We start from the raw sequence: 25335 nt of genomic DNA, 5'->3' as shown, positions 1-25335 counted from the left end.
TTCCTACTTGATTTGTATTTCATCATCATCTGTAAGATAACTCAATAATTTATTTTTTATATTTTGAACATAACGATCAATATCTTCTTTACTTGATAAATTAGCCTGGTTAAATACAACTGCACGTTGAACCTGACGTACCTTTTTAGCTTTTACAGGTTTTACTGGCTGTACAGGATCAACATGAATATCCTCATCTGTATTAAAGATACGATCCATCTTATCTATAATATTGTCTTTTAAAGCTGTAATTGTATTCTGCTTGGCATCTAATTGTACCAGGCTATTTAAACGACTGATTTCCTGTTTTCTGGAATCAAACTGATGGATTGCATTATTTAATTCTGCTTTTAATTTTTCTTCATTGTCAGCCTTTAAATGCACTTCATTTAAGCAAGAATCAACCAGATCATTCAATTCTGCTTTTTTCGCATCTACAACTTTATTTCTTTCATTCTGGATAGTGGAAATACAATCATTTAATTCTGGAATACGATTATATTTGAAATTATTTGAAATCTTAGTAATATCGTTGATTCTTTCAATAGCATCTTTAATTTCTGGAATTTCGTATAAATAATCTTTTTCATAATCCATGACATCATGCTTTAAATTTAATGCATTATCGTAAAGTTTGATTTGTGACTGATAGAAGTTTTTAACATTGATCATATCATCCTTTGTATCCAATAGGTCATCTTCTAAATCACAGATTGTATTAACTAGAGCAATATTATCGTTTTGAGCTAAAAGAACTTTGTTAATGTATTTTAAAGCTTCCTTGATTTCATGAGAACCAGGATGCATTACCATATTGTTCTTTTTGTCCATATCTTCAAGATTGAATCTTTCGGTATTGAATTCTTTTGTGATAAATGCGACTAATCCATCTTCATCACTAGGAACATCCATAACTTCAAAATATTCTTTTAGGATATCTCGAACCATTTTCATCTTCTGAGCAGGGATCGTTTCACGAATAGAGACCTGTGTAAATCCTGTTTCTGATTTCTTACGTAAGAAATCAACTAAACGGTAATCATTTGGTTGAATGGTTTCTCCAGAATGCTTGATTGTGATTTTCTGAGCCTGAATCAATCTTGCGATAACAGAGGCAATATCAATTTCTTTCCAACCATATGGAATATTTTGATAACGAGATTGAATGTCCGCCATTGAAGTAGGCATTTTAGCAGCTGCCTGTTTTTCTAAGTATCTATAAACTTCTTCCATGGCACCTTTATCCGGTTCCATTCCATCTAAGACAACAACTGTCCCATTTAAGATATTTCGAATATCTGCATCTGTATTAACAGGCGTATCAATTAACGTAATACCAGAATAAGTATGTTCTACCAATGTTTCTAACGCTTTATCTAGTACTGTCTTTGCAGAAGTACCAGGAATAGACATTATTTCACCATCGATATAGAACTTACCTTTGATAATCGCATCGCTGATCTTATTTTTTGCTTCAGACAATAATCGACGTGCTTCTTTTTGTTTATTTGTGATAATTGTCTGAATGGATTCCGGCAACTGATTGACATTCTTTTGTTTAATGAATTTATCAATCTTTAATGCATTTTCAATATCATTGAATACAGAATATTCATCCGATAATTTACAAATTGCCTCATATCCTTTTGAATCAGCAATCAATTTCAAATCACTGGCATCATCAAAAGCTTCGGTCACAAATCTTAGTTTCATTCCACCAGCCGTATTTCCATGATTCTGGCTGTCTACCGTTTTATCAAAATCAAAGTCCAAATTATAATCATTCTTCGAATATCTATATTTCTTTGTTGTATAAATATCATCAAAAATCGTTTTACATACCTGACTAATTACAGCAGATGCATCGATATTCTGATTGCTGATTTCACGTGCGATATCCTGTTCTTCATCTGTTAAGAACTGGTAGATATCTCCATTACGTGCAATATAATTCTGTTTCTGAAGACGATTTAAAGAATCTTCTACCTGTTGTCTTAAAACAATCTTATCTACGGTAATAGAATCCGCCATTAAAATGGTCAGGTTTTCAATATTGGATTTAATATCATCAATATAACGAACTAAATAAAGTAACTTCAATAAATTTACATCATCAACAGTTAATCCATCTCCATTATTGGCAGCTCTTTCTGCTCTTTCAATCACAGAGCGAACAGAAGTATCCAGAAAACTATGCAACGTATCATAGAAGGCGTACATTGGAACCAGTGTCAGTTCATTTTTATCTTCAACATTCTGTGCAGATTCCTGGAATCCATTTAACATGGATCTTTCACCACTCGACTGATGTTTTCCTGCATGACCATGCTTACGAATTTCATTAAATACTTTCTGCATAATCGTAAATTGATAAGGTACAAAAGGGAAAATACGGGCAAACTCATCTTCAGACGTATAACCTTTAAGATCTTTTACATCTGTATCAAAAGCATACAGATTATTTAATATATTCTCATTATTTTCATACACTCCATCTAAGACTTCATTCGCTTCATCTGTTTTTGTTAGTAAACGCTTTTCAATAACTTCACCAACGGAAGAGGAAGTTAAGCTTAATCGAATCGCAAAACGAGCCATAATACGTGAAAACTCATCCGTACGAACTTTAATCATTTCATCCAATGCTTCTTGTCCTGTTGCTACAATCCAAACTTGTCCTCTACAAACAGATCCTAATTTTTCAATCAAAGACTGTAAGTTAAGTAGCATACTTGTATTTGTTCCAATATATTGACCAGCTTCATCAATCATAAATAACAAGCGGAAGCCTTTAGGTTTTGAATCTACATATGCTTTAATTTCATCTACTAATTGACCAACAGAATAATCTACAGGTGTTTTATCATTAAACCATAACGCAGCATCTTCCTCGCTCATTGCACCACATTCAACAACAGCTTGAATAACAGCTTTTTTAAAGAAATTGTATGTACCTCTGGCTTCTTCCCATTCTTTACCACGAATTTTCTTAAAGCTTTCTTTGAAAGAATCCATCTTACCTTGGTTGGAAATATATTGTTCAAGTTTGGCAAGTCTTAAGTCTTTTCCATAGAATCCCAAATGTTCATAGAAAACTTTGGCAAATACTCTAAGTACAGCCGTATCATCTTTTTGTACGGATCCTTCTACATCAATATTGAAAAGAATTGTTTCAGTTGGAACTTGCACACATTTTTGAACATTCATGAAAGAAAGTTCATCATCAAATTTTTCTTCAAAATAATCAACCGTTTTCTTGCCATCAATTTCTTTATTTTCAAGTAAGTAAGAAAGCATCTTTAAAAAGTGTGATTTACCACTTCCAAAGAAACCAGTGATCCATACACCGACATTATCGGTAGGTGTATCAAATGATTCACTATATTCATTAAAAAATTTTGTAAAATGCTTCTTCAACTCTGTTGTTACAACATATTCTTTAACTTCCTGTTTAACAACATCTTCTTTTTCCTGTTCTACCTGAACGACACCATTAATTGTACGATCGATGTCGTCTTTAAACATCTTCTTGATTTCCATAACTTTGATCTCCCTTAAATCATGTTAAAAGCACGATAATATTCATTTGATTTTAATTGATTAAATAATTTAACATAATGCCCATCAAATGTTCCCGGATACAAAACAACAATTGGTTTGTCATTCATATCTTCCTGTAAAGCATTCAACAGGGCATGTACACGCATAAATGGAAATACTTTTCCAACCCCTGTAATCATCAATAAATCTTTATCACTAGAAAAGTTACTTATGATTTTTTCAGAGAACACCTTAGCATCTATTGTGTTTGTAAGTTGTTCTTCTAAGAATTCTTTACCATCATCCTGTTCCATTTCAGGAATGCTTTCTAGAATATCCATATCTTCACATATAGATAAGAATGTTTCATATAAATCAACAATTTGCACATTACATTTCAATTGCTCATGCTCTAATCTTTCTGTAAAACTACGAACTGTCATTTCATCTTTTGGGTTATAGCAAAACATTCGAATGTTAACTTCATTACTTAAACCTTTTCCTTGAAGAAAGTCATCTTCTTGAATTGTCTTTTTTAAATGATCTAATCTTTCTGTAATATCTGACATGATGACCTCCTTACATACATCCAAACGCAATCAACGCTTCTTTATTGTTTGAATCTTCAATGGCTTCTTTTACTCTGAAATCCAGAAGGACTGGATTTAATACTTCAGATCTTGAATTATCCAAATATCCATTTTCAACTAAAGTCTTTTTTAAAACCTGTTTACACTTGCCAATAGTTGCATCACTCCAAGAAGCAACTACATCATTTTGTTCTTGAAGACGAGTGAAAAAAGAATTCAGATCCATTTTTGTGAAAGAAGTATCTTTCGTTCTATATTTTTCACCAATTACGGTGATCATAAATTCCCAGACAAGTCTGTAATAATTCATCATCAAAAATAGGCAAGCTTGTTTAGCTGCATCCGCTGAATCATTGGCAACAATGTCAATCCATTCATGACTATTTGCTTTATTGAATCGGTTTAAGCAAACTTGTGTAATATTTTTAATCATTCTTTCGGTTGGGTATTGAAACAAATTATTATCTGTAACTTCCTGAATGATCTGTTCATCTGATTTCCCTTCTTTTATAAGTCTAGCAACAATTCTCATTTCATGAAAAAGAAATTGTTCTCTTGTTATGGTTCTATATGATGTATTTATATCCATTATACTTATTCACCTCGTTCCTCTTTAGGAATAATTTCTACAACATCGTCAAATGTGCAATTGAAATAATCACAAATATCTATCAATTTATCCATAGAAATAGCTTGTCCTTTGGATAGTTTAGCTAATGTTCCAGATGATAATCCTATTTTTTCAGCAAACTCTGTTTTTGTTAGATTCGCATCAATCAAAAGCTTAAATAAATTATTGTAGCTTACTTTCATATCGTTAACCTCGCATATACAAATTCATTATACCTTTTCTAGTAATCAGTTTGAAGGAAATCTTCACTTTTTTAAAGATTTTTATCAATTGTTTTAAATTATATTGATAGTTTATAAATATATAACCATTGCTGCAATACATATACAGTGTTCTAATAATGTTAATGGTAAAGAATCGAAGTCCTCCTAACTCTTTTCGTTTTTGAAAAGAGAATAGATTTTTAGAATACAACGAATTGGTACAGATCTCTGTTTCAGACAGTTGATCTGTTTTTTTTATCCCTTTCAAGGCTAAAAAATGCCTTTTTTGTGGACTTTCAAGTGAAGGGGAAATTGTTTCTCCTTCACAAAAGGAGGAATAATTAAATGTATAACTATGGTTATGAAAAGAAAAAGTATTTAGAAGCAAAAGAAAAAGAAGAAAACTTACTACGATTATTAGGATTTCCTGAATGGAAGATACGATATCTTCGTGAACTAGATGATTTTGATTTCAATAAAAATCGCAGTTTTCACCGTAACGAATCACCAACTGAGGTGAAATTCTTTCTAAATGAACCTTCTGAAGATTATATAAGTGAATATACATGGGAAGATGTACTGAATGGAGTTAATGATGCCGTTGTTTATAAGCATTTAAAAACGTGTGATCCTGTCATGCAGAAAATTATTGTAATGTTGAAAAACAAGTATTGTGTGTGGGAAATTGCTGAAGATTTACATATGACGAATAATGCAGTTTATAAAAGAATCGAAAAATTCTCAAAAAAATGTAAAAAGAGAGGCTAATAATTCACGATTTCAAGGACTATCTAGTGAAGGGAGATATGTAATCTTCCTAGTAGCTCTTTGAAAACAACATAACAACTATTAGATACAACACTTATATATTCGAGCTATTTCACTACTGCGCGATGATGTTTTTAGCGAGCGATGATACTTTAGATTGATAAACAATGATGCTGATTGTGCCATGACAATATATAAGATAATGATACTTCTAGCGACAGGCTCAAGCGTAATATGGGTTGGTGCGATGCCAATGAAAGATAATTAGCAACTATCTTGTCTAATAGGATTCCTTTGTTTTCAGGTAATCAGGTGATAAATAGAAAACACGATAAATATTTTATTTTTAAACATCAACCGGGATATACTCCCGGTTTTACATAAGGAGTGAATATACATGAAAGTTAAAAGAGGAGAAGTCTATTTAGCAGATTTAAGTGATGCATCTGGATCAGAACAAGGTAAAGTTCGACCTGTTGTAATTATTCAAAATAATCGGGGTAATAAATATAGTCCAACGACCATTGTGGCTTGTTTATCTTCCAAGATTTATACAAAACATCATTTACCAACACATCATCTTTTACCGGAGAGTATTGGATTGAAATATAAATCTATGGTCATGTGTGAACAGATTCGTGTCATTGATAAAAGTCGTTTGCAAAAGAAAATTGCTACTATTGGTAGATTAGATATGATGGCGATTGATCGAAAAATAAAAATCAGTTTAGATCTACGTTTACATAACCAAAGAAAGTAGCTTTGGTTATGTTCCCTTTCCTTTTGGAAGCAGTCCTTTCCCAGCTGCTTTCTTTTATTTTGTAGGTGAGAATTTCTGTTTTAAAAATTTTATAGTGAGGAGGAACAAAGCGATGAAACAACCTGTTATATGCGAAAAGAAGACGTATACCGTTGCTGAAATCATGGAAATACTTGGTATTGGAAGAACAGCAGCCTATGACTTAACAAGAAAAGGCTTATTTAAAGTGATTCGTGTTGGTAAATTACTTCGTATTAACAAGGAATCCTTTGATCAATGGTTTGACAGTCAACAATAAAGGAGGAATGAGGGATGGCTGTAATTTTAAAATTGGGAAAGAAATATCAAATTACTTACGAAGTAGTCACACCTACAAAGGAAATAAAGTCAATCAAAGAAATATTCGATAATTATGAAGATGCAGCTAAACGAAAAGAATTATTGGATGGTGAAGTTTGTATGTTTTCACCAGAAAGTTTGTTTGTAGATGTCATGGAAGACTGGCTTGCTGATCCGTATTTCAGAGATCATTTAAAAAAATATCACGAAGCTCAAAAAAACTATGATGTGTATCTTCGTAGCCTGGTAGAAACAACAAAAGTTAAAGAAATTGACTCAACTTTTGCAAATTCTATTATTAACCAACTATGTGCTACAAAAAGCGTAGGAAGAAATAGTGCATTATCTGTTAAAACAATCCGTGCTTGCAAGTTACTACTTATCAGTACTTGCGATCATGCAATTAAGATGGGAATCATGGATGAAAATCCATTCAATGAAATACACATTTCTGATCCACATAATTTTAAAAAGAGGCCAAAGAAATACGCAGATTGGACATATGAAACGATGATTCAAATTTTTGATGCATGCAAAGAAGAAAAAGCTTTACGTTATTATGCAGATCGTATTTGCAACCGGAATGAATGTAACAGATGTTCTTGGTCTAGTTTGGAGCGATTTTTATCATGAAAAAGATAAATACTATATTCGAACAAATAAAGTAATGGAGCGCATGTATGAAAAAGAATTGCAATTTCTTCCTAAAGATTATGTTATCCAAAAATATGTTCATGATAAGAAAATAAAATTAAAAACACAAGTTGTTCATCATTATGTAGATAAAGAAAATATCTACTCTATTCCATGTGCCTTATATGAATTATTACAAAATTGGAAAAAGAGATCGAAAGAAATCTATCATTTTGATATAAATCCTAATTCATTAATGTTTACTACTTATGGAATTAATCCATATGATGATCGTCTCGTACTTAAACATCTAGATCAAACTACATTAAATCTAAAACTACCTAGACACACTTTAGCAGGATTAAAATTTTTTTCTAGTAAAACTTCTCCAGATGGACGACATTATCGCGACATTTATTATTATGAACATAATGACATTTCTTTCAACCAGATTGGATTAACCGCAAAAGAAAAAGCTGTAAAAATAAACAAAGAATTTACGAAATCCATGAAAAAAGAATTGCCTGATAAGGATAAAAAAGATGCTGTGGATTTAGTAAAACAACTTAGTGAAGATAAAAATATACGTAAGAAATTATTGATGAAACTATTAGAAATTGAAAGTGGTGAATAAAATGGCATCCATACAAAAACGAAAGGATAAATACAATGTAGTTTATTATTATACGGATAAATATGGAAAGCAAAAACAAAAATGGGAATCCTTTAGAACATTACGGGAAGCTAGAAAACGTAAGGCAGAAGTTGAATTACAACAAGCCAATCGAACTTTTATTGCACCAAGTACTACGACTTTAAATGAATTCTGGCCAACATACGTGGATCTATATGGATGCAATAAATGGTCAATATCTACTATGGAAAAGAATACGGCCTTATTTACAACATATATTTCTCCATATTTAGGGCATTATAAACTGGATGAAATTCGTCCGATAACCATTGAGCAATATTATGCAAATCTAAAAGAAAGTGAAAACACAAAGAAGACAGGAAAAGTATCCACTCGTGTTGTCACAGAAGTTCATAGAGTTTTACGATGCACATTTAATGTAGCCGTAAAATGGGAATACATTTCCAATAATCCATTTTTAAAAGTAGATACGCCCAAGCATGATTATGAAAAGCGTGAAATATGGACAGCAAATCAAATTGCCAAAGCACTTGAAGTTTGCGAAGATCCAAAACTATCGATTGCCATCCAACTCGCATTTGCCTGTTCTTTAAGAATTGGTGAAGTGCTCGGTCTGACTTGGGATAATGTGCATATCAGTGAAGATGATTTTGCGTGTGGTGATACACACATTTATATAAAACAACAATTAGAACGCGCCCGTATGGATGCCATTGAAAAATTGAACAACAAAGATGTACTATTCATCTTTCCTCAATTTGAAAAAAGGAAAAATGCGACAAGACTGATATTAAAAACTCCTAAAACAGATAGTAGTGTTCGAAAAATATGGCTCCCAAACACATTAGCTTCTTTTTTGAAGCAATGGAAAGAGGATCAAAGTAAGTATAAGGAAGCCTATGGAGATGCTTATCATGATTATAATCTTGTAATATGTCAGCCAAATGGGATTCCGTGTGATGGAAGTATTATTCGTAAAGGCCTATCCAAATTAGAAGAAGAATCTGGACTTCCCCACGTTGTCTTTCATTCTTTGCGCCATACTAGTACAACCTATAAATTGAAATTAAACAATGGCGATATAAAAGCAACCCAAGGAGATACTGGGCATTCTCAAGCAGATATGGTCATGGATCTATATAGTCACATCTTAGATGAAGACCGAAGAGTGAATGCACAAAAATTTGAGGACAGTTTTTATAAACAACATATGGAAAACTATGTTGATGTCCCACAGGCAAATAAGAAAGTCGACATAGATAAAGTACTGGAAAAAATTAAGCAAGATCCTGATTTATTGCAGCTTCTAATAGCCACTTTGAGCGGTGATTAAATGATGTTTATTAGCACGTGACGTATCGTTTGATACGTCCTGTGTCGTAGGGTTCTATTCGATACCGTTAGATGATCATTAGAAATCCATTAGATGGCCCCAAAAATAGCACAAAAAAGTTCGGATAAAGATAGGTCATCCGAACACCTTTATAACTTAATTGTTTTTCTGTTTGAAACGTAAATTTTAACAGTGATGAAAAGGTGTATTAAAAAACAAAAAAAGCGGAAAAACCGCTTAAATAAAGGCTAAAATGGTATTCCGGATGGGATTCGGACCCACGACCTTCCGCTTAGGAGGCGGACGCTCTATCCAGCTGAGCTACCGAAATATCTATGCTTATAATACCACAACTTCTACCTCTTGCTTAGGAATTTGACCTCCTGTTTAGGAGGCGAATGCTCTATCCAACTGAGCTACTGGGACATATCATGATTTTAACACAATTCTGTAAAATCAACGATTGTTTTTACATGGTTTTTTTCAAACGCCTTTTGATTGTTTGGATTTACTAAACCAATACACTCAATATTTAATGATCGAGCTGTATTGATCGCATACATCGAATCCTCAAATACAATCGCACTTTCTGCAGTTGTATTTAAATCTTTCAATACATACTCATAAATATCCACTTCTCTTTTTGACATCTTCAATTCATCTGCTGAATATACATTCTCCATATATTCCAACATACCAAGTCGATCTAATACTTTTTCAGATAATGCTCTTGTGTTTGATGTCAATACAGCCATCTTTTTATTTTCTGAAGCACACTTCTTTATATAATCCAAAGCACCCTTCTTTGCCTCAATATGATACGCATATTGATTCAAGATATCTTCATTTACTTCATTGAACATCCAAGCCTCATCTTGTTTAGTATGAAATCTTTCTTTAATGTATGTTAAAACTTCCGAAAATTTCATTGTAAAAAAGATTTGACGAGCCTCTTCCATACTCATATACAAATCCATCTTTTTAAATAAACGAATGATGGCATCTTCCCATACGTGCATCGATTCAATTAATGTATCATCTAAATCAAAAAGTATTGTTTCCATATTTCACCTAAATGGTGCGCCTGACAGGGCTCGAACCTGCAACCGCCAGAATCGGAATCTGATACTCTATCCAGTTGAGCTACAGGCGCACTACTCGATAATTATAGCCTAAATTAGTTTCATAATCCATTAAAATGTGGTATAAAAGTTAAGGTATATTTTAGGAGGAGAAAAATTTTTCATGGCAAAACGAATTATTCAAGTTGAAGAAAAAGTACCCGCAAATCTGCTGATACCATTAAGTATTCAACACATGTTCGCAATGTTTGGAGCCAGTGTATTAGTACCATTCTTATTCGGTATTAACCCAGCTATCGTACTATTCATGAATGGTATCGGAACATTGTTGTTTATTTTTATCACAAAAGGAAAAGCACCAGCCTATTTAGGAAGTAGCTTCGCCTTCATTGCTCCCGCAAATATCATTATCGCAAAATTTGGATATCCATACGCATGTGGTGGATTTGTTGCGGTAGGTTTTTGCGGATGTTTATTGGCAATGATCATCAAGAAATTTGGAACAAAATGGATTGATATCGTACTTCCATCTGCTGCAATGGGACCTGTTGTTGCATTAATTGGTCTAGAATTATCTTCATCGGCTGCAAATACAGCTGGAATTCTAGGAGATAACATTGACCCTAAAAACGTGATTGTTTTTGCGGTTACACTTGGTATGGCCGTTATTGGAAGTGTATGCTTCAAAAAATTCTTAAGCGTCATTCCAATCTTAATTGCCGTAGTTGCAGGATATTTAACTGCTGTTGCCGTAGGTATTGTTGACTTTACTCCAGTCCTTCAGGCAAGCTTTATCTCAATTCCAAACTTTCAAGCACCAAAATTCAGTATGGATGCCATTCTAATGATGCTTCCCGTATTATTAGTTATCGCATCGGAACACATTGGTCACCAAATCGTTACAGGTGAAGTTGTAGGAAGAAACTTAATTGAAGATCCAGGACTACACCGCTCTTTATTCGCAGATAACTTTTCAACAATGATTTCAGGTTTAATTGGATCTGTTCCAACTACAACTTACGGAGAAAACATTGGAGTTATGGCGATTACTGGCGTATATAGCGTACAAGTTATTGCCGGAGCTGCCATCCTATCCATCATCTGTTCATTCATTGGTCCATTATCCGCATTGATTCAAACAATCCCAAATCCAGTTATCGGTGGAATTAGCTTCTTACTATATGGTATGATTGGTACCAGTGGATTAAGAATTCTAGTCGACCAAAAAGTCGATTATGGAAAAAGCGTAAACATGATCTTAACATCCGTTGTATTCGTTGTTGGATTAAGTGGAGTAACAATTCACTTAGGAAATATTTCCTTATCAGGAATGGTACTTGCTTGTATCACAGGAATGATCATGTCTTTACTATTCTATATTTTTGAAAAATTCCATTTATTAAATGAAGAAGCGTAAACTAAAAATTGTCATCCCAAGATGACAATTTTTTTAATGTCTTGCATCATAATAAATCGATGCTTTTACTTTTTCTGTATGCTCTTTACCGCAAAGCTTTTCTAGAATCGCAAACGCAAACTCAATACTTGCTGCCGCACTTACACCCGTAATGATGTTTCCGTCTGTAACGGCATATTCATATTGGTATTCACCACCAAAATCTTCATCCATATCTTTAAAACAAGTATATTTCTTACCTTTTAAGATACCTTCATGACCTAAAATCGTTGGAGAAGCACAAATAGCTGCCAATACTTTATTTTCGGCAAATTCATGAGCTAATTTTAATACTTCTTCATTTTTTTCTAGCTTTTGATAATGTGGACCACCAGGTAAAACTAAACAATCCACATCACTAAAGTCATATGTATTCATTGGATATACACTTGAATAAGTTACACCAAAACGACCCGTAACCTGTTTTTCATTGTTGACACCAATCATATCCACATCAAGTCCACCGCGTCTAAGTAGGGCAATTGGACCCATCGCTTCTAATTCTTCAAATCCATTTTCTAATAACACTGCTACTTTCATGTTCGTCACCTCTTTAGATTTAGTATACAACAGACTATAATAATTGTGAAAGGTTGTGATTATATGAAAGAAACAAAAACAGAAGCTATATCATCTGCCATTCTATGTGTCCTGTCTGGCTTAGTCTTATGCATATTTAACGTATCCATATTAACAACAATTACACGTGTTATTGGATTGATCTTTTTAATCATCGCGATTCTATTTCTTTATACATATTTCAAAAAAAGAAATAGTACAACATTCACAACACTTATATTAAGTCTATTCCTATTATCTGCAGGCCTGTATATGAGTTTTGATCCTAAGAAATTTATCAGTATTTTACCTATGCTTGTCGGAATCGTATTGATTATCAATTCGCTATCCCATTTTCAAAAAGTATTACTCTTAAAAGACAATGGATTTGAAAAGTGGAAAGTCAATCTTGCAGGAGCTATATTCATTCTAGTCATTGGTGTTGTATTACTTATGAAACCCATTCAATCCTTAGACTTTATTTTCTCTTTAACCGGATCCTTCTTAGTCTTAAATGGAATCCTAATCTTTTTAGATCAATATTTCATTCAAAAAACGAATTCATAAAACGAAGTACGCCCTTTTCATTATTTGTATAGTCGCTAATATACTTAGCGACTTTTTTTGCCTGTGCACTCCCATTTTTCATCGCAACACCATATCCACAAGATGCAAGTAATTCCACATCATTTCCATTATCTCCAAATGCCATTACATTAGAAATTGATACACCCTTCTTCCTACATATATATCGAATGGCTTCAAGCTTACCTACATCCCTTTTACATAATTCGGTTCCAAGTTTCCCCACATCATAAAACCGATATTGTGGATGGTGTTTTAAAACTGATGTTTTAAATTTTGGGATTGTAATCCCCGCAAAACAAACCTTATCATACAATGCTTCATTTAATACAACATCCTTTTCAAATTTTGCTTTTTGTAATGATTTTATATAATGTGAATCCAAAGGAATAATTGAAAATATTTTCTTAATAATATTCATAACAGAAACACCAAACATCGTATATCCACCATTTTGCCAAACATAACTAATCATATGATGTTTCTTTGCTTCTTCTACCAATTCTTTTACTTCATCTTTTGAAAGTCGTGTAAAACACTTTTTCTCTCCATCTAAAAAATCATGTATTTCTAAACCGTTAGAACTTGCCACAAAACCATTGTATTCTCGTAATTTCAATATTTTAATTGCTTCACCCAACTCTTCATAAAATCTTCCAGTCACGATTCCAACTACAATACCCTTTTGTTCAAATTCAATTATTTTATGAATTGTATCTTCATCGATATGTTTATGCTTATCATACAAAGTTCCATCTAAATCAAAAGCAATAATTTTAACCATTTTTTACCTCTTTGCTAGAAAACCTACTAAATATATATTATTATAATAGAAAGAAAAGGGGAATAAAAATGAAAATATCAACTAAAGGACGCTATGCCCTTCGCTTACTTATAGATTTAGCTCAACATAATGATTCAGGTTTTATAACACTAAAAGACATTGCCGCAAGACAAAATATCTCCAAAAAATATTTGGAACAAATCGTACCCATTCTTACCAAGAGCCAAATGGTTCAATCCAACCGTGGTTTTCAAGGTGGATACAAACTTTCTAAAAGTCCAGACCAAATCTGTGTATATGATGTATTAGTCGCAACTGAAGGAAATTTATCCTGTGTTGCCTGCCTAGATTCGGATGTAAATACATGTCCGAGAAAAGAAGATTGTGCAACACTTTATATTTATGAAGGATTAAATCAAGTGATTGAAACCTATTTAAAAGGAATCACACTCCAAGACATTTTAATTCACGAACAAAGCTTTGATTATATAATCTAAGCTTTTCTTTTACTTTTTTTAAAGATAATATTACAATAATGGATAGGAAATGAGGTTAATTTATTATGAAAACTGAAACAAAATGTTTACATGCTGGCTATGAGCCAAAAAATGGTGAGCCAAGAGAAGTTCCAATTTATCAAAGTACAACTTTTAAATACGATTCAAGTCTTCAAATGGGAAGATTATTCGACTTAGAAGACAGTGGATATTTCTATTCACGACTTCAAAACCCAACAAATGATATTGTCGCAAGTAAGATTGCTGCATTAGAAGGTGGTATTGCTGCAATGCTTACATCAAGTGGACAAGCTGCAAACTTCTTTGCGGTATTCAATATCTGTGAAGCAGGAGATCACTTAATTGCTTCTAGTGCCATCTATGGTGGAACATACAACCTATTTGGTGTAACAATGAAGAAAATGGGTATTGATTGTACATTTGTTGACCCAGAAATCAGTGAAGAAGATCTCCAAAAAGAATTCAAGCCAAACACAAAATGTGTCTTTGGAGAAACAATCACAAACCCAACTGTACGTATTTTTGATATTGAAAAATTTGCGAAAGTTGCACATGCGAATGGAGTGCCATTAATTATCGATAACACATTTGCTACACCAATTATGTGTCAACCAATCCAATGGGGAGCTGATATCGTTACTCACTCTACCACAAAATACATGGATGGACATGCATCTTGTGTAGGTGGGGCCATTGTAGATAGCGGTAATTTCAACTGGTTAGAACACGCCGATAAATATCCAGGACTAACTACACCAGATGAATCCTACCATGGTATTGTCTATGCTGAAAAATTTGGTGAATTAGCTTATATCACAAAAGCTACAAGTCAATTGATGCGTGATTTAGGATCAATCCAAGCACCTCAAAATGCATATTATCTAAACTTAGGACTAGAATCATTAGCTGTTCGTATGAAGGCACATTGTGCAAATGCATTAGCTGTAGCTAAATACTTAGAAGCCAATGAAGATGTTGCATGGGTAAAATATGCAGATCTTGAAAGTGACCCTCATCATGAACTAGCTAAAAAATATTGTCCGAATGGAACTTGTGGTGTATTGTCATTTGGATTAAAAGCCGATCGTGATCAAACTGAAAAATTTATGGACAGCCTAAAATTAGCTTCGATCGTAACCCATGTTGCCGACGCAAAAACTTGTCTATTACACCCAGCAAGTCATACGCACCGTCAAATGAGTGAAGAACAATTAAAAGAAGCTGGTGTGGCTCCAGACTTAATTCGTTTCTCTGTAGGTCTTGAAGATGCACAAGACATCATCGACGATTTACAACAAGCACTAGATGCCATGAAAGCTTAGCCTTTTACAGAATGGAAATTTCCATTCTGTTTTTTTTCGCGTATAATAGTAGATATACAAAAAAGGAGTTGTTCATATATGCCAATCAACATACCCGATGATTTGCCCGCAAAAGACATATTAGAAAGTGAAAAAATCTTTGCGATTGAAGATAAAAGTGCACATAGACAAAGAATTCGACCATTAAAGATCGTGATTCTAAATCTAATGCCTAAAAAAATAGAAACAGAAACCCAAATCTTACGATTAATTTCTAAAAGTGCACTACAAGTTGATATTGATTTTATGATGGTAAAAAACCATGTTTCTAAAAATACCAGTCAGGATCATTTAGTTAAATTCTATACATATTTTGAAAAATTAAAAAATAATTATTACGATGGAATGATCATTACAGGTGCTCCAGTAGAACATCTAGAATATGAAGATGTGGATTATTGGAGTGAACTTGAAGAAATCATGGAATGGTCTAAAACTCATGTATATTCCACACTACATATTTGTTGGGGAGCCCAAGCTGGACTGTATTATCATTATGGAATTCAAAAACATATCTTGCCAGAAAAAGTATTTGGCATCTTTCCAGAACAATTAGTCGATGAATATGACTTTTTAACCAATGGCTTCGATGAAATCCACTATACACCGCATTCAAGACATACCGCTATTGATGAAGAAGCAGTTAAAAAAGTAAAATGCTTATCTATTCTATCTAAAAATGATGAAATTGGTTCAAATATCATTGTCACAAAAGACTATCGTCAAATATTTATTTTAGGTCATTTAGAATATGGAAAAGAAACATTAAAAGATGAATATTTCAGAGATTTAAAAGCCAATAAACCCATCCATATTCCATTCAATTATTTTCCCGATGATGATCCAGAAAAAGAACCTATCTTAAAATGGAGAAGCCATGCAAATCTTCTATATCGAAACTGGCTAAACTATGTATATCAATTAACACCATTTGAAATTGAAGAAATTGGAAAAATAAAAGAACCCATTGGTACGGGTTCTAGAGAAGATCATGGCTATGCCAAGACATTTACGAAGTAATTTTTTACTTCGTTTTTTATTGTTCTGCAAACATTGGAGTGGATAAATAACGCTCACCTGTATCTGGTAATAATACGACGATTGTCTTACCCTTATTTTCGGGACGTTTTGCGATCTGAATAGCCGCATATGTAGCAGCACCACTTGAAATACCCACTAGCATACCTTCATTATGTGCAATTAAACGACCTGTTTCATAAGCCTGTTCATTTGTGACTGTAAAGACTTCATCATATACACTTGTATCCAATGTTTTCGGAACAAAACCAGCACCAATACCTTGAATACCATGAGGACCTGCATGACCTTGGGATAATACTGGACTTGTTGCAGGTTCAACCGCAACCACTTTTACATTTGGATTTTGATCCTTCAAATATTTACCTGTACCACTTACAGTACCACCTGTTCCAACACCGGCAACAAAAATATCAACTTTTCCTTCTGTATCCTTCCAAATTTCTGGACCAGTTGATTCATAATGAGCCTGAGGATTAGATGGGTTTTCAAATTGACTTGGAATAAAGCTGTTAGGTGTAGCTGCAGCCAATTCCTGTGCTTTTGCGATAGCCCCTTTCATACCAGCCTTTCCATCTGTTAAAACAACTTTTGCACCATAAGCCTTCAATAAATTACGACGCTCTACACTCATTGTTTCAGGCATTGTCATAATAGCCTTATATCCCTTAGCTGCTGCAACAGACGCAATACCAATACCCGTATTTCCACTTGTTGGCTCAATCAATGTAGCTCCTGGCTTAATCAACCCTTTTTTCTCAGCATCTTCAATCATTTTCTTTGCGATACGATCCTTTACACTTCCAGCTGGATTAAAGAATTCTACTTTTGCAACAACGCTAGCTTCTAAACTTTCTTTTTCTTCAATATGTGTTAATTCTACTAATGGCGTATTTCCAATTAAATCTGAAATTGCTTTATATACTGTCATTTTCTTTTCCTCCTATTAAACAAATTCAATATTATTCATTTAAAGAGCTACAACATCGTTTCATAATCAGTGCCTCCGCTTACTATTCCTAGTAACTTTATAGGCATTATAGGAGTTTGTTTTTCCAAAGTCAATAAAAAAGTGATAGAAATTTATCTATCACAAATTCTTTTGAATGAAATAAGAAACTCCATCATCTTCATTTGATTTTGTTAAATACTTTGCGACTTCTTTTAAACGATCCTGCGCATTCTCTACCGCAACCCCTTCGACAACTTCAAACATAGAAATGTCATTATAGTTATCACCAAAAGCTAATACAGAACTTGGCTCCATATCAAGATATTTTAAAAGCTTTAACAAGGTTTTACCCTTCGTCGAATCCTTATTTGTTAAAGTATAAATAATACCTTCCGATTGCATACATAATGTTTTGTCACAAACAGAATTTAATTGATTTTTTATCTTTTCCATATTTGGATGAATCATCACAACCTTAAATATTGATTCCCTAACAATATCTGCAATATTGGCATCTTCAACAATTTTGCATTTACCAATCAATCGTTTCTTAAATTCATCTAACCCATCTTGAGATCCAACTGAATAGATTGTCTGATTCGTATAAGCCAGGAACGCAACTTTGTTTGCGACTAATATATTTAAACAAGTCTTTAATTCACTAGAATCAATTGGACATTCATAAATACATGTATCACCCAAAAACATGTTTGCTCCATTATTCGTAATATAAGGTAAAGTAATATTTAATTCTTTTATATAATCCTGAATAATATGCACATTTCGACCCGATACAAAAGTAAGTGGAACATTCTTTTCAATCAGAACACTTTTAATATTTTGATCTAAACTTTTATCATCATGCAAAAGCGTGCCATCTAAATCAGCAACAATCAATTTAATATTTTTTAAAGACATTCCTTTACCTTTTCAACAATATGATCCGCATTCAAACCATATTTAGCTAGTAGTTCATTTGGGGTTCCACTCTCTCCAAAAGTATCCTGCATGCCCATCATTTCCATACGCACTGGACTCTTCTTAGAAGTTACTTCACTCACTGCACTTCCTAATCCTCCATATACATTATGTTCTTCGCAAGTAATGATCAATTCATAAGATTTTGCGATTTCTTCAATCAACTCTTCATCGATTGGCTTGATACAAGGCATATCTACAACTGTAACAGAAATATCTTCTTTAGCTAAAATTTTAGTGGCTTTCAATGCCTCTTGCACCATCATTCCTGTCGCAACCAATGCGATTTTATGACCTTCTCTTAAAACTTTTCCTTTACCCAATTCAAACTTATAATTTTCATCATATACATCTTCCACTGCACCACGACCCAGTCTTACATAACAAGGTCCATCTATATCAGCTACTGCCTTTACAATAGCCTTTGCCTGATATTGATCACATGGTACAAATACTTTCATATTTGGAATACTTCTCATAAGTGCAATATCTTCAATACATTGATGACTTGCACCATCTTCTCCAACACTGATACCGGCATGTGTAGCACATACTTTTACATTCAAGTTAGGATAACAAATACTATTACGAATCTGCTCAAAAGCTCGGCCTGCCGCAAACATCGCAAAACTTGATGCGTAAACCACTTTATTTGATGCAGCCATGCCTGCAGCGACTGCCATCATATTTCCTTCGGCAATTCCCATGTTGAAATGATGTTCCGGTCTTGCCTTTTTGGCATCGATTGTCTTTGTCGATTTTGTAAGATCCGCATCTAATACTAATACATCATCTCTTTCTACAACTAATTCTGCCAAAGCCTTTCCGTAGGCATTACGTGTTGCTTCTTTTGCCATTATTCAAGACCTCCTAACTCTTTCATTGCCGTTTCATATTGTTCATCATTTGGAGCCGTACCATGCCATACATAGTTATTTTCCATAAAGGATACACCCTTACCTTTGATTGTATGGGCAATGATCATTGTTGGTTTTCCCTTTTCATTCTTAGCTTGATTGAATGCATTTCTTAATTCATCAAAATCATGTCCATTCACATCCAATACGTTCCATCCAAAAGATTCAAATTTACTTGCGAATGGCTCTGGTGAAATCACATCATCAATATTTCCATCAATCTGTAAATGATTGTAGTCTAAAACGGCACATAAGTTATCCAATTTATAGTGAGCTGCTGCCATGCAAGCTTCCCATACTTGTCCTTCTTCACATTCCCCATCACCTAATAAGCAATAAATTCGATGTGTATTCTTATCGACTTGCTTATTGACAATAGCCATACCTACGGCACAAGAAATACCTTGTCCTAAAGATCCTGTAGACATGTCTACACCTGTAACTTCATTCATGTTGGGATGTCCTTGTAAATTTGAATTGATCTTTCTAAATGTAGTTAAATCATCATCTAACAAACCCTTTTCTTTTAATGTTCCATACAATAATGGACTCGCATGCCCTTTACTTAACACAAAACGATCACGATCAATTGAATCAACATTATCTTTATTGATATCCATCTGTTCAAAATAGATTTCTGTTAAAATATCTGCACCACTCAAAGATCCTCCTGGATGTCCTGAGTTAGCACTATGTACTTCGGTTAATATATTTTTACGAATACGATTCGCATGAAGTTCTAATTCTTTTATTTCCATCTTACTCAAATCCCTTATCTAACTTATCTCTTAAGAACACACCTGCATTCTTTACAACATCTTCCCAATCTTCATTATTCACATACCAGAATTCTCCGACAAACATACGCACTCCAAGTCGTTTCAATGTCTTAATATTCTTTACAAATTCCGTATGCCCTGTCCCAAATGGAATCTCACGATATTTTCCTGGTACAGTTTCTTTTAAATGACTCGCAAAAATGTGTCCTTTTCCACACATTAAATCTTCATCCACATCTACACCATACAATAAGGATGCGTTTTTTAAGTTTCCTATATCTGGATATACACCTAGATATGGACTGCTTACTAGATTTACATAGCGCATTGCCTTTTCTACTGTATCCATAAATGGTGTTTCCATTGTTTCAAAACCTAATACAACTCCTTTTTCAGCTGTCATTTCCACACATTTCTTTAGATTTGTTTCAAAATCATGATTCGTATATAAATCTCCATCTTCATAATAGACGTCATATCCAGCTAACTGAATAATACGAACACCTAAATCAGCTGCAAAATCTATGGCTTTCTTCATGATTTCCAATGATTTCTTTTGAATTTCTTTATCATGAGATCCAAGTGGATATTTACGATGTCCACTTAAACACATTGAAGAAATTGGAACACCCGTTTTTTGAATGGCTTCCTTGATTTCATCTGTTGGCTGATCCAATCTTGCAAGTTTTGCATCACTCTCATCAATACTGATTTCCAAATAGTCAAATCCACTCTTCTTGGCAATCGTTAATTTTTCTACCCAAGTAAGTGTACTTGGCATACTCTTTTCATATAGACCTAGTCTATATTCTCTATTTAGCTTGTCCATAATAAGCTCCCGGTCCATGTTTACGATTAAAATGTTTATCTAATAGAACCTGCTGCATGGAATCAATTTCATTGTTGCTTAATAAAGATGCGATCGCATTCATTTTTGCACATTTCTCTAAAACAACTGCGTTATGAACCGCATTGAATCCATCTGTTCCCCATGTGAAAGGTCCATGTGAATGTACCAATACACCAGGAACTCTGTCTGGATCTATATTGCGTGTCTTAAATTCTTCTACGATAACTTTTCCTGTTTCCAATTCATAATCTCCATGAATTTCTTCTTCCGTCATCAAACGAGTACATGGAACTGCTCCATGGAAATAGTCAGCCTGCGTTGTTCCTAATGGAATGATATCTTTTCCTGCCTGCGCAAAACTTGTTGCCCAAGTAGAATGTGTATGAACAACACCTCCAATATTTAGAAAATTACGATAGAATTCCAAATGTGTATCTAAATCAGAGCTTGGACGTAAATTTCCTTCTACAATATTTCCATCTAGATCCACAAGGACAATATCATCACGAGTCATTACATCATATTCAACACCACTTGGTTTAATGGCTACAATTCCTTTTTCTCGATCGATTTCAGATACATTTCCCCATGTGAATGTGATTAAGCCATATTTTGGCAATAATAAATTTGCATCTAATACACGTTGTTTCAATTCTTCTAACATATCTTAGTCCTCCGTTACAAAGTAGATTGCTGCTTGGGCTGCAGTATGGTTTGCACCAACAATGATGTCTCTATTATCCTCATGTACAACACATAGGTTGGCTGGTCCTACGCCTTTATCGACCATTGTGACTTTGTATTCTCCATCTTCATATGTAACGACAAATAATTCACAGTCTTTTCTTCTGACACCACATACAAATGCATTTTGTCCTACAAGTTTAGCACCGACTAAGGCATGCGCAAAATCAATTTCATTATCGTATTGCCATACTTTCTTATATTCACTTCCATCTTTCTTATAGATTTGAATAGTATTTCCATGGAATTCTTCAATCGTCATGATTTCATCCTGGCCATCTCCATCGATATCGATTGTGGCAATCTCACCGATATGTCCAGATAAAATTGGTTCCACCTTCCATTGTCCACCACGTTTTTCTGGTGCACTTACACGTAAGATTCCTTGATCACTTCCAAAGTATCCAACATCTTTACCATCTTCTTTTGTTTGCCAGAAACCATGGTTACGATATAATCCATCACATAATACTTCTAATTCAACTCCTGTACTTGGATCTTCCGGTAATTCAGCTACATAAATTCTTCCTGGAACACTCCAGTCATTCTTTTCTTTTTTAGAAGTAGCTACTGTAGCTAAAATCAAATAGTTGATGCCATTCTGATTAAAGATTCCAAAACGATGTACATAAGGCACAGACACAACATCTTTGAATTGCCATGTTCCATTATCGTATTTTCCCCATACGATTTTTGCCAAAGATGGAGTAACCTTTAAATAGAATTCTTGAACGCAAAGGAACTCTTTTTCTTTTCCTGGAATTGGAACGATTGACATACATCCACCTGGATGTGTCCATACATTTTCTTTTGTTTCATAATCTTTTCCATAGTACATATTACATGCGACATCTGGATCTTCACTAGCCAATAAAATATGGTTTTGACCATCAAAATAAATATTACTTGCACAATAGCAACGGTACATATCATCTAGTTTTTTCTTAACAATTTTCATGATTATCTCCTCTTTTTGTCTATTTTTGGGTATAAGAAAAGCTGCATAAACGCAGCTTTCATTTTTTTATTATTCACTAAGTGCTGCTTTTAAGCCTTCTTCGATTTCTTTTGCAGACATTACATTCTTAAGTCCAACAACTTTAGTTCCACGTTTCTTTGAGTCTTCAAACATAGGAACGAAGTTTTTTGAACACAATACGATATCATAATTTCCAGCAGCAGACTTTCCTTCACTCACTGCACAGTGATGAATTTCTTGTACATCAAGTCCCATCTTTTTAGCCACTTTTTCAACATTTAATTTAATCATCATACTTGTTCCAGCACCATTGCCACAACATACTAATAATTTTAATTTTGCCATTGTAATATCTCCTTTTATTCAGCACTTACAGCTTGTACTTTTTCTAAATATGCATCATAATCTTCTGTAATTAAGAAATATGTATCTGGGTGTTTACGATATTGTAATTGTGGAATTGCCACCAAAATCAATACTACGATTCCTACACCTACGTATCCAGCATATTTCATGATTACTGTAAAGATTGGCCATACTGTTGCCCAGTCAAACATTCCTAAATATCCTCCGTATTGACTTAATCCTACCCAGCCAGCGATTAAAGCAGATCCGAATACTTGAATTAAACCAGAAATAAATGGAAGAAGCATTGCAGCTTTGATACCACCACGATTATCAGCATATACAGCGATAACTGCATTATCGAAGAATACAGGAACGAAACCTGCAATTACCAATGTTGGTGAATGCATCAACAATAAAGCACCAATCGCTAAGAATTGTCCTAAAGCACCCATTAAGAATCCTACTGTTACAGCATTTGAACTACCAGATCCAAATACAGCGGCACAATCAATACCAGGAACAGCTCCAGGTAAAAATGAATTAGAAATACCTTGGAATGAATTTGTAAGTTCTGTAACGAATGTACGAACACCTAATTGTAAGATAGCTAGATATACCGCAAAGTTAAACGCTGTTGTCATAGTATAGAAGAAGAAGTTTTGTGTTTCTGCGATAAATCCAGCTTCAACTAAATAATCCTTTCCTAATACCATTAAAATAGCACCAAAGAATAAGAACATCAAGATAGATGTTGCGACCATATTTTCATTAAAGATAGATAAGAATCCTGGGAATTTTAAATCATCCAAACGTTTTGAATTTTCACCCTTCATCTTTTTAGCAATATTACCAAATAATGCGATACCAAACATTTGTTGGTGAGCAATCGCAAAACCTCCACCTTCAGTTAATTCCTGCGTAATTTCTACTGTTAAGTTTGAACCAACAGCCCAATACAATCCTAAAATCAATCCCATAACAATTAGAATCGGTGTACTTCCTAATTTAGGGAAGCAGAATAGAATCAACCAGAATGCTGTTGATGCTTGTTGCATCTGTACATGACCTGTTGTAAATACAGCACGCATTTTTGTCCATTTTTTTAATCGAACTAAAATTAAGTTCATAATAAATGCGATCAACAATAAGATCATAACTTGAGAGAACGTTCTACCAAATTGTTCCTGTAAACCTTCTGTAACAGCGTTTTGTCCAAAATATGGATCAATAACCATTGCGTGTAAATTGAAACGATCTTTTAATCCAACTAAGATTGGTCTAAAGTTTCCAACTAAGCCAGAAGAACCAACACTTAAAATCATGTATCCTACTGTAGCTTTAATAAATCCTGCAAATGCATCGTAAATTGGTTTTTTCAATAATAAGTAACCGATAAATACGATCAAACCGATAAAATATGCGGGTTGCGTCAAAATATTTGTCGCAAAAAAGTCCCATACTGTCATTATTATATTCATTTTACTCTCCTCATATATTATTCATATTGATTAACGATTTCTTCTAAATCACCTTTTGTTTTTGCATTCATCAATGCTTCAACGATATCCTCATTCATCAAAGTATCCATTAATGATTGTATATTTTGAATATGCTGATCATGGTCAATTGCTGCTAAAGAGAAGAACAATTTTGCCTTTTTATCTGGATCTTCTGGATCAAAATCAACTTCTTCTTCCACCTTCATAAATGAAATAGCTGTTCCATTACATCCTACTGCTCCTTCTGTTGAGTGTGGCATCGCAATACCTGGAACAATCACAATATAAGGTCCATATTTATTGACACATTCAATAACAGCTTCTACATATTCATTTTCAACTGTATTATCCTTTAACAAAGGTGCATAACTTTGTCGAATGGCGTCTTGCCACGAATCAACTTTCTCAACAAAACAATAGTGTCCTTTTTCAACAATTTCTTTCAACATATTCAT

The 25335-nt window shown here is 33.7% G+C and carries 28 protein-coding genes and 2 tRNA genes; 11 read left to right on the top strand and 19 right to left on the bottom strand.

Annotated elements, in window-relative coordinates; translation table 11 throughout:
• Positions 1-3: 3 nt before the first annotated feature.
• The 4 genes from brxC to Q3907_RS00695 are packed head-to-tail and all read right to left on the bottom strand — an operon-like array spanning position 4 to position 4943.
• Positions 4-3540: a BREX system P-loop protein BrxC gene (brxC, locus tag Q3907_RS00710; protein WP_301896743.1), complete on the bottom strand. Its 3537-nt coding sequence runs from the start codon at positions 3538-3540 to the stop codon at positions 4-6.
• A gap of 14 nt (positions 3541-3554) precedes the next feature.
• Positions 3555-4109: a DUF1788 domain-containing protein gene (locus Q3907_RS00705; RefSeq protein WP_301896741.1), complete on the bottom strand. Its 555-nt coding sequence runs from the start codon at positions 4107-4109 to the stop codon at positions 3555-3557.
• Positions 4110-4119: 10 nt separating this feature from the next.
• Positions 4120-4719, bottom strand: a complete 600-nt coding sequence (locus Q3907_RS00700) for a DUF1819 family protein (RefSeq protein ID WP_195233267.1) — start codon at positions 4717-4719, stop codon at positions 4120-4122.
• 5 nt (positions 4720-4724) lie between these two features.
• Positions 4725-4943, bottom strand: a complete 219-nt coding sequence (locus Q3907_RS00695; RefSeq protein ID WP_117571356.1) for a helix-turn-helix transcriptional regulator — start codon at positions 4941-4943, stop codon at positions 4725-4727.
• Positions 4944-5309: 366 nt separating this feature from the next.
• On the opposite strand from Q3907_RS00695, the gene Q3907_RS00690 reads away from it, so the two are divergent.
• From Q3907_RS00690 to Q3907_RS00665, 6 genes are all read left to right on the top strand, one after another.
• Positions 5310-5732, top strand: coding sequence for a hypothetical protein (locus tag Q3907_RS00690; protein WP_118114648.1), 423 nt, complete (start codon positions 5310-5312; stop codon positions 5730-5732).
• Positions 5733-6129: 397 nt separating this feature from the next.
• Complete coding sequence (locus Q3907_RS00685) at positions 6130-6492, top strand: type II toxin-antitoxin system PemK/MazF family toxin (protein ID WP_301896738.1); 363 nt, start codon at positions 6130-6132, stop codon at positions 6490-6492.
• A gap of 112 nt (positions 6493-6604) precedes the next feature.
• Positions 6605-6790 carry a helix-turn-helix domain-containing protein gene (locus Q3907_RS00680; RefSeq protein ID WP_195233270.1) on the top strand — a complete coding sequence of 62 codons (186 nt, stop codon included), beginning with the start codon at positions 6605-6607 and terminating at the stop codon, positions 6788-6790.
• Between the two features lie 14 nt (positions 6791-6804).
• Complete coding sequence (locus Q3907_RS00675) at positions 6805-7464, top strand: hypothetical protein (protein ID WP_301896737.1); 660 nt, start codon at positions 6805-6807, stop codon at positions 7462-7464.
• The gene (locus Q3907_RS00670; protein WP_301896736.1) at positions 7391-8098 is read left to right on the top strand and encodes a hypothetical protein; all 708 of its coding nucleotides are present in this window, start codon (positions 7391-7393) and stop codon (positions 8096-8098) included. The genes Q3907_RS00675 and Q3907_RS00670 overlap by 74 nt, the downstream gene beginning before the upstream one ends.
• A 1-nt stretch (position 8099) precedes the next feature.
• Complete coding sequence (locus Q3907_RS00665) at positions 8100-9452, top strand: tyrosine-type recombinase/integrase (protein ID WP_301896735.1); 1353 nt, start codon at positions 8100-8102, stop codon at positions 9450-9452.
• Positions 9453-9706: 254 nt separating this feature from the next.
• Here Q3907_RS00665 and Q3907_RS00660 read toward each other — a convergent pair.
• From Q3907_RS00660 to Q3907_RS00650, 3 genes are all read right to left on the bottom strand, one after another.
• Positions 9707-9783: transfer RNA gene (locus Q3907_RS00660), tRNA-Arg, on the bottom strand.
• Between the two features lie 106 nt (positions 9784-9889).
• Positions 9890-10516 (bottom strand): HAD family phosphatase, encoded by a 627-nt coding sequence (locus Q3907_RS00655; RefSeq protein WP_301896734.1) that lies wholly within the window; start codon positions 10514-10516, stop codon positions 9890-9892.
• A gap of 12 nt (positions 10517-10528) precedes the next feature.
• A tRNA-Arg gene (locus Q3907_RS00650) sits at positions 10529-10605 on the bottom strand.
• Positions 10606-10697: 92 nt separating this feature from the next.
• Between Q3907_RS00650 and uraA the strand changes: the two genes are divergently transcribed.
• Positions 10698-11951 carry a uracil permease gene (uraA, locus tag Q3907_RS00645; RefSeq protein WP_301896733.1) on the top strand — a complete coding sequence of 418 codons (1254 nt, stop codon included), beginning with the start codon at positions 10698-10700 and terminating at the stop codon, positions 11949-11951.
• A 33-nt stretch (positions 11952-11984) separates the two neighbouring features.
• Here the strand turns inward: uraA and Q3907_RS00640 are convergent, their stop codons facing one another.
• Positions 11985-12530, bottom strand: a complete 546-nt coding sequence (locus Q3907_RS00640; RefSeq protein ID WP_301896732.1) for a DJ-1/PfpI family protein — start codon at positions 12528-12530, stop codon at positions 11985-11987.
• A gap of 63 nt (positions 12531-12593) precedes the next feature.
• On the opposite strand from Q3907_RS00640, the gene Q3907_RS00635 reads away from it, so the two are divergent.
• Complete coding sequence (locus tag Q3907_RS00635) at positions 12594-13115, top strand: DUF308 domain-containing protein (RefSeq protein WP_295645863.1); 522 nt, start codon at positions 12594-12596, stop codon at positions 13113-13115.
• Here the strand turns inward: Q3907_RS00635 and Q3907_RS00630 are convergent.
• Positions 13093-13917: an HAD family hydrolase gene (locus Q3907_RS00630; protein ID WP_301896728.1), complete on the bottom strand. Its 825-nt coding sequence runs from the start codon at positions 13915-13917 to the stop codon at positions 13093-13095. The two genes, Q3907_RS00635 and Q3907_RS00630, sit on opposite strands and share 23 nt — an antisense overlap.
• 68 nt (positions 13918-13985) lie before the next feature.
• Here Q3907_RS00630 and Q3907_RS00625 point away from each other — a divergent pair, with 68 nt between their 5' ends.
• The 3 genes from Q3907_RS00625 (at position 13986) to metA (ending at position 16816) form a co-directional block, all read left to right on the top strand.
• The gene (locus Q3907_RS00625) at positions 13986-14414 is read left to right on the top strand and encodes an Rrf2 family transcriptional regulator (protein ID WP_295647360.1); all 429 of its coding nucleotides are present in this window, start codon (positions 13986-13988) and stop codon (positions 14412-14414) included.
• A gap of 65 nt (positions 14415-14479) precedes the next feature.
• Positions 14480-15757: an O-acetylhomoserine aminocarboxypropyltransferase/cysteine synthase family protein gene (locus Q3907_RS00620; RefSeq protein WP_295647361.1), complete on the top strand. Its 1278-nt coding sequence runs from the start codon at positions 14480-14482 to the stop codon at positions 15755-15757.
• Positions 15758-15835: 78 nt separating this feature from the next.
• The gene (gene metA, locus Q3907_RS00615; protein ID WP_295647362.1) at positions 15836-16816 is read left to right on the top strand and encodes a homoserine O-succinyltransferase; all 981 of its coding nucleotides are present in this window, start codon (positions 15836-15838) and stop codon (positions 16814-16816) included.
• 16 nt (positions 16817-16832) lie between these two features.
• Here the strand turns inward: metA and cysK are convergent, their stop codons facing one another.
• The 10 genes from cysK to Q3907_RS00565 form a co-directional block, all read right to left on the bottom strand.
• Positions 16833-17765 (bottom strand): cysteine synthase A, encoded by a 933-nt coding sequence (gene cysK, locus Q3907_RS00610; RefSeq protein ID WP_301896725.1) that lies wholly within the window; start codon positions 17763-17765, stop codon positions 16833-16835.
• Positions 17766-17924: 159 nt separating this feature from the next.
• Positions 17925-18704, bottom strand: a complete 780-nt coding sequence (locus Q3907_RS00605; RefSeq protein WP_301896724.1) for an HAD family hydrolase — start codon at positions 18702-18704, stop codon at positions 17925-17927.
• Positions 18695-19621, bottom strand: a complete 927-nt coding sequence (locus Q3907_RS00600; RefSeq protein ID WP_301896723.1) for a transketolase family protein — start codon at positions 19619-19621, stop codon at positions 18695-18697. The genes Q3907_RS00605 and Q3907_RS00600 overlap by 10 nt, the downstream gene beginning before the upstream one ends.
• On the bottom strand, positions 19621-20439 hold the full coding sequence (locus Q3907_RS00595; RefSeq protein WP_301896722.1) for a transketolase: 819 nt from the start codon (positions 20437-20439) through the stop codon (positions 19621-19623). The genes Q3907_RS00600 and Q3907_RS00595 overlap by 1 nt, the downstream gene beginning before the upstream one ends.
• 1 nt (position 20440) lies before the next feature.
• The gene (locus Q3907_RS00590; protein WP_301896721.1) at positions 20441-21289 is read right to left on the bottom strand and encodes an L-ribulose-5-phosphate 3-epimerase; all 849 of its coding nucleotides are present in this window, start codon (positions 21287-21289) and stop codon (positions 20441-20443) included.
• Positions 21273-21974 carry an L-ribulose-5-phosphate 4-epimerase gene (locus Q3907_RS00585; RefSeq protein ID WP_301896720.1) on the bottom strand — a complete coding sequence of 234 codons (702 nt, stop codon included), beginning with the start codon at positions 21972-21974 and terminating at the stop codon, positions 21273-21275. The genes Q3907_RS00590 and Q3907_RS00585 overlap by 17 nt, the downstream gene beginning before the upstream one ends.
• A 3-nt stretch (positions 21975-21977) precedes the next feature.
• The gene (locus Q3907_RS00580; protein ID WP_295646746.1) at positions 21978-23012 is read right to left on the bottom strand and encodes a hypothetical protein; all 1035 of its coding nucleotides are present in this window, start codon (positions 23010-23012) and stop codon (positions 21978-21980) included.
• 69 nt (positions 23013-23081) lie between these two features.
• Entirely contained in the window at positions 23082-23378 is a 297-nt protein-coding gene (locus tag Q3907_RS00575; protein ID WP_117571377.1) for a PTS sugar transporter subunit IIB, read from the bottom strand.
• 14 nt (positions 23379-23392) lie between these two features.
• Positions 23393-24859: a PTS ascorbate transporter subunit IIC gene (locus tag Q3907_RS00570; RefSeq protein WP_301896717.1), complete on the bottom strand. Its 1467-nt coding sequence runs from the start codon at positions 24857-24859 to the stop codon at positions 23393-23395.
• Positions 24860-24876: 17 nt separating this feature from the next.
• Entirely contained in the window at positions 24877-25329 is a 453-nt protein-coding gene (locus Q3907_RS00565) for a PTS sugar transporter subunit IIA (RefSeq protein ID WP_117925469.1), read from the bottom strand.
• Between the last annotated feature and the right edge of the window lie 6 nt (positions 25330-25335).

Origin of the sequence: uncultured Holdemanella sp. (assembly GCF_958348295.1) — a bacterium.
Taxonomy (GTDB): Bacteria; Bacillota_I; Bacilli_A; order Erysipelotrichales; family Erysipelotrichaceae; genus Holdemanella.
Note: the sequence above shows the minus strand (reverse complement) of the source record. Positions and strands in the feature narration are given on the sequence as shown.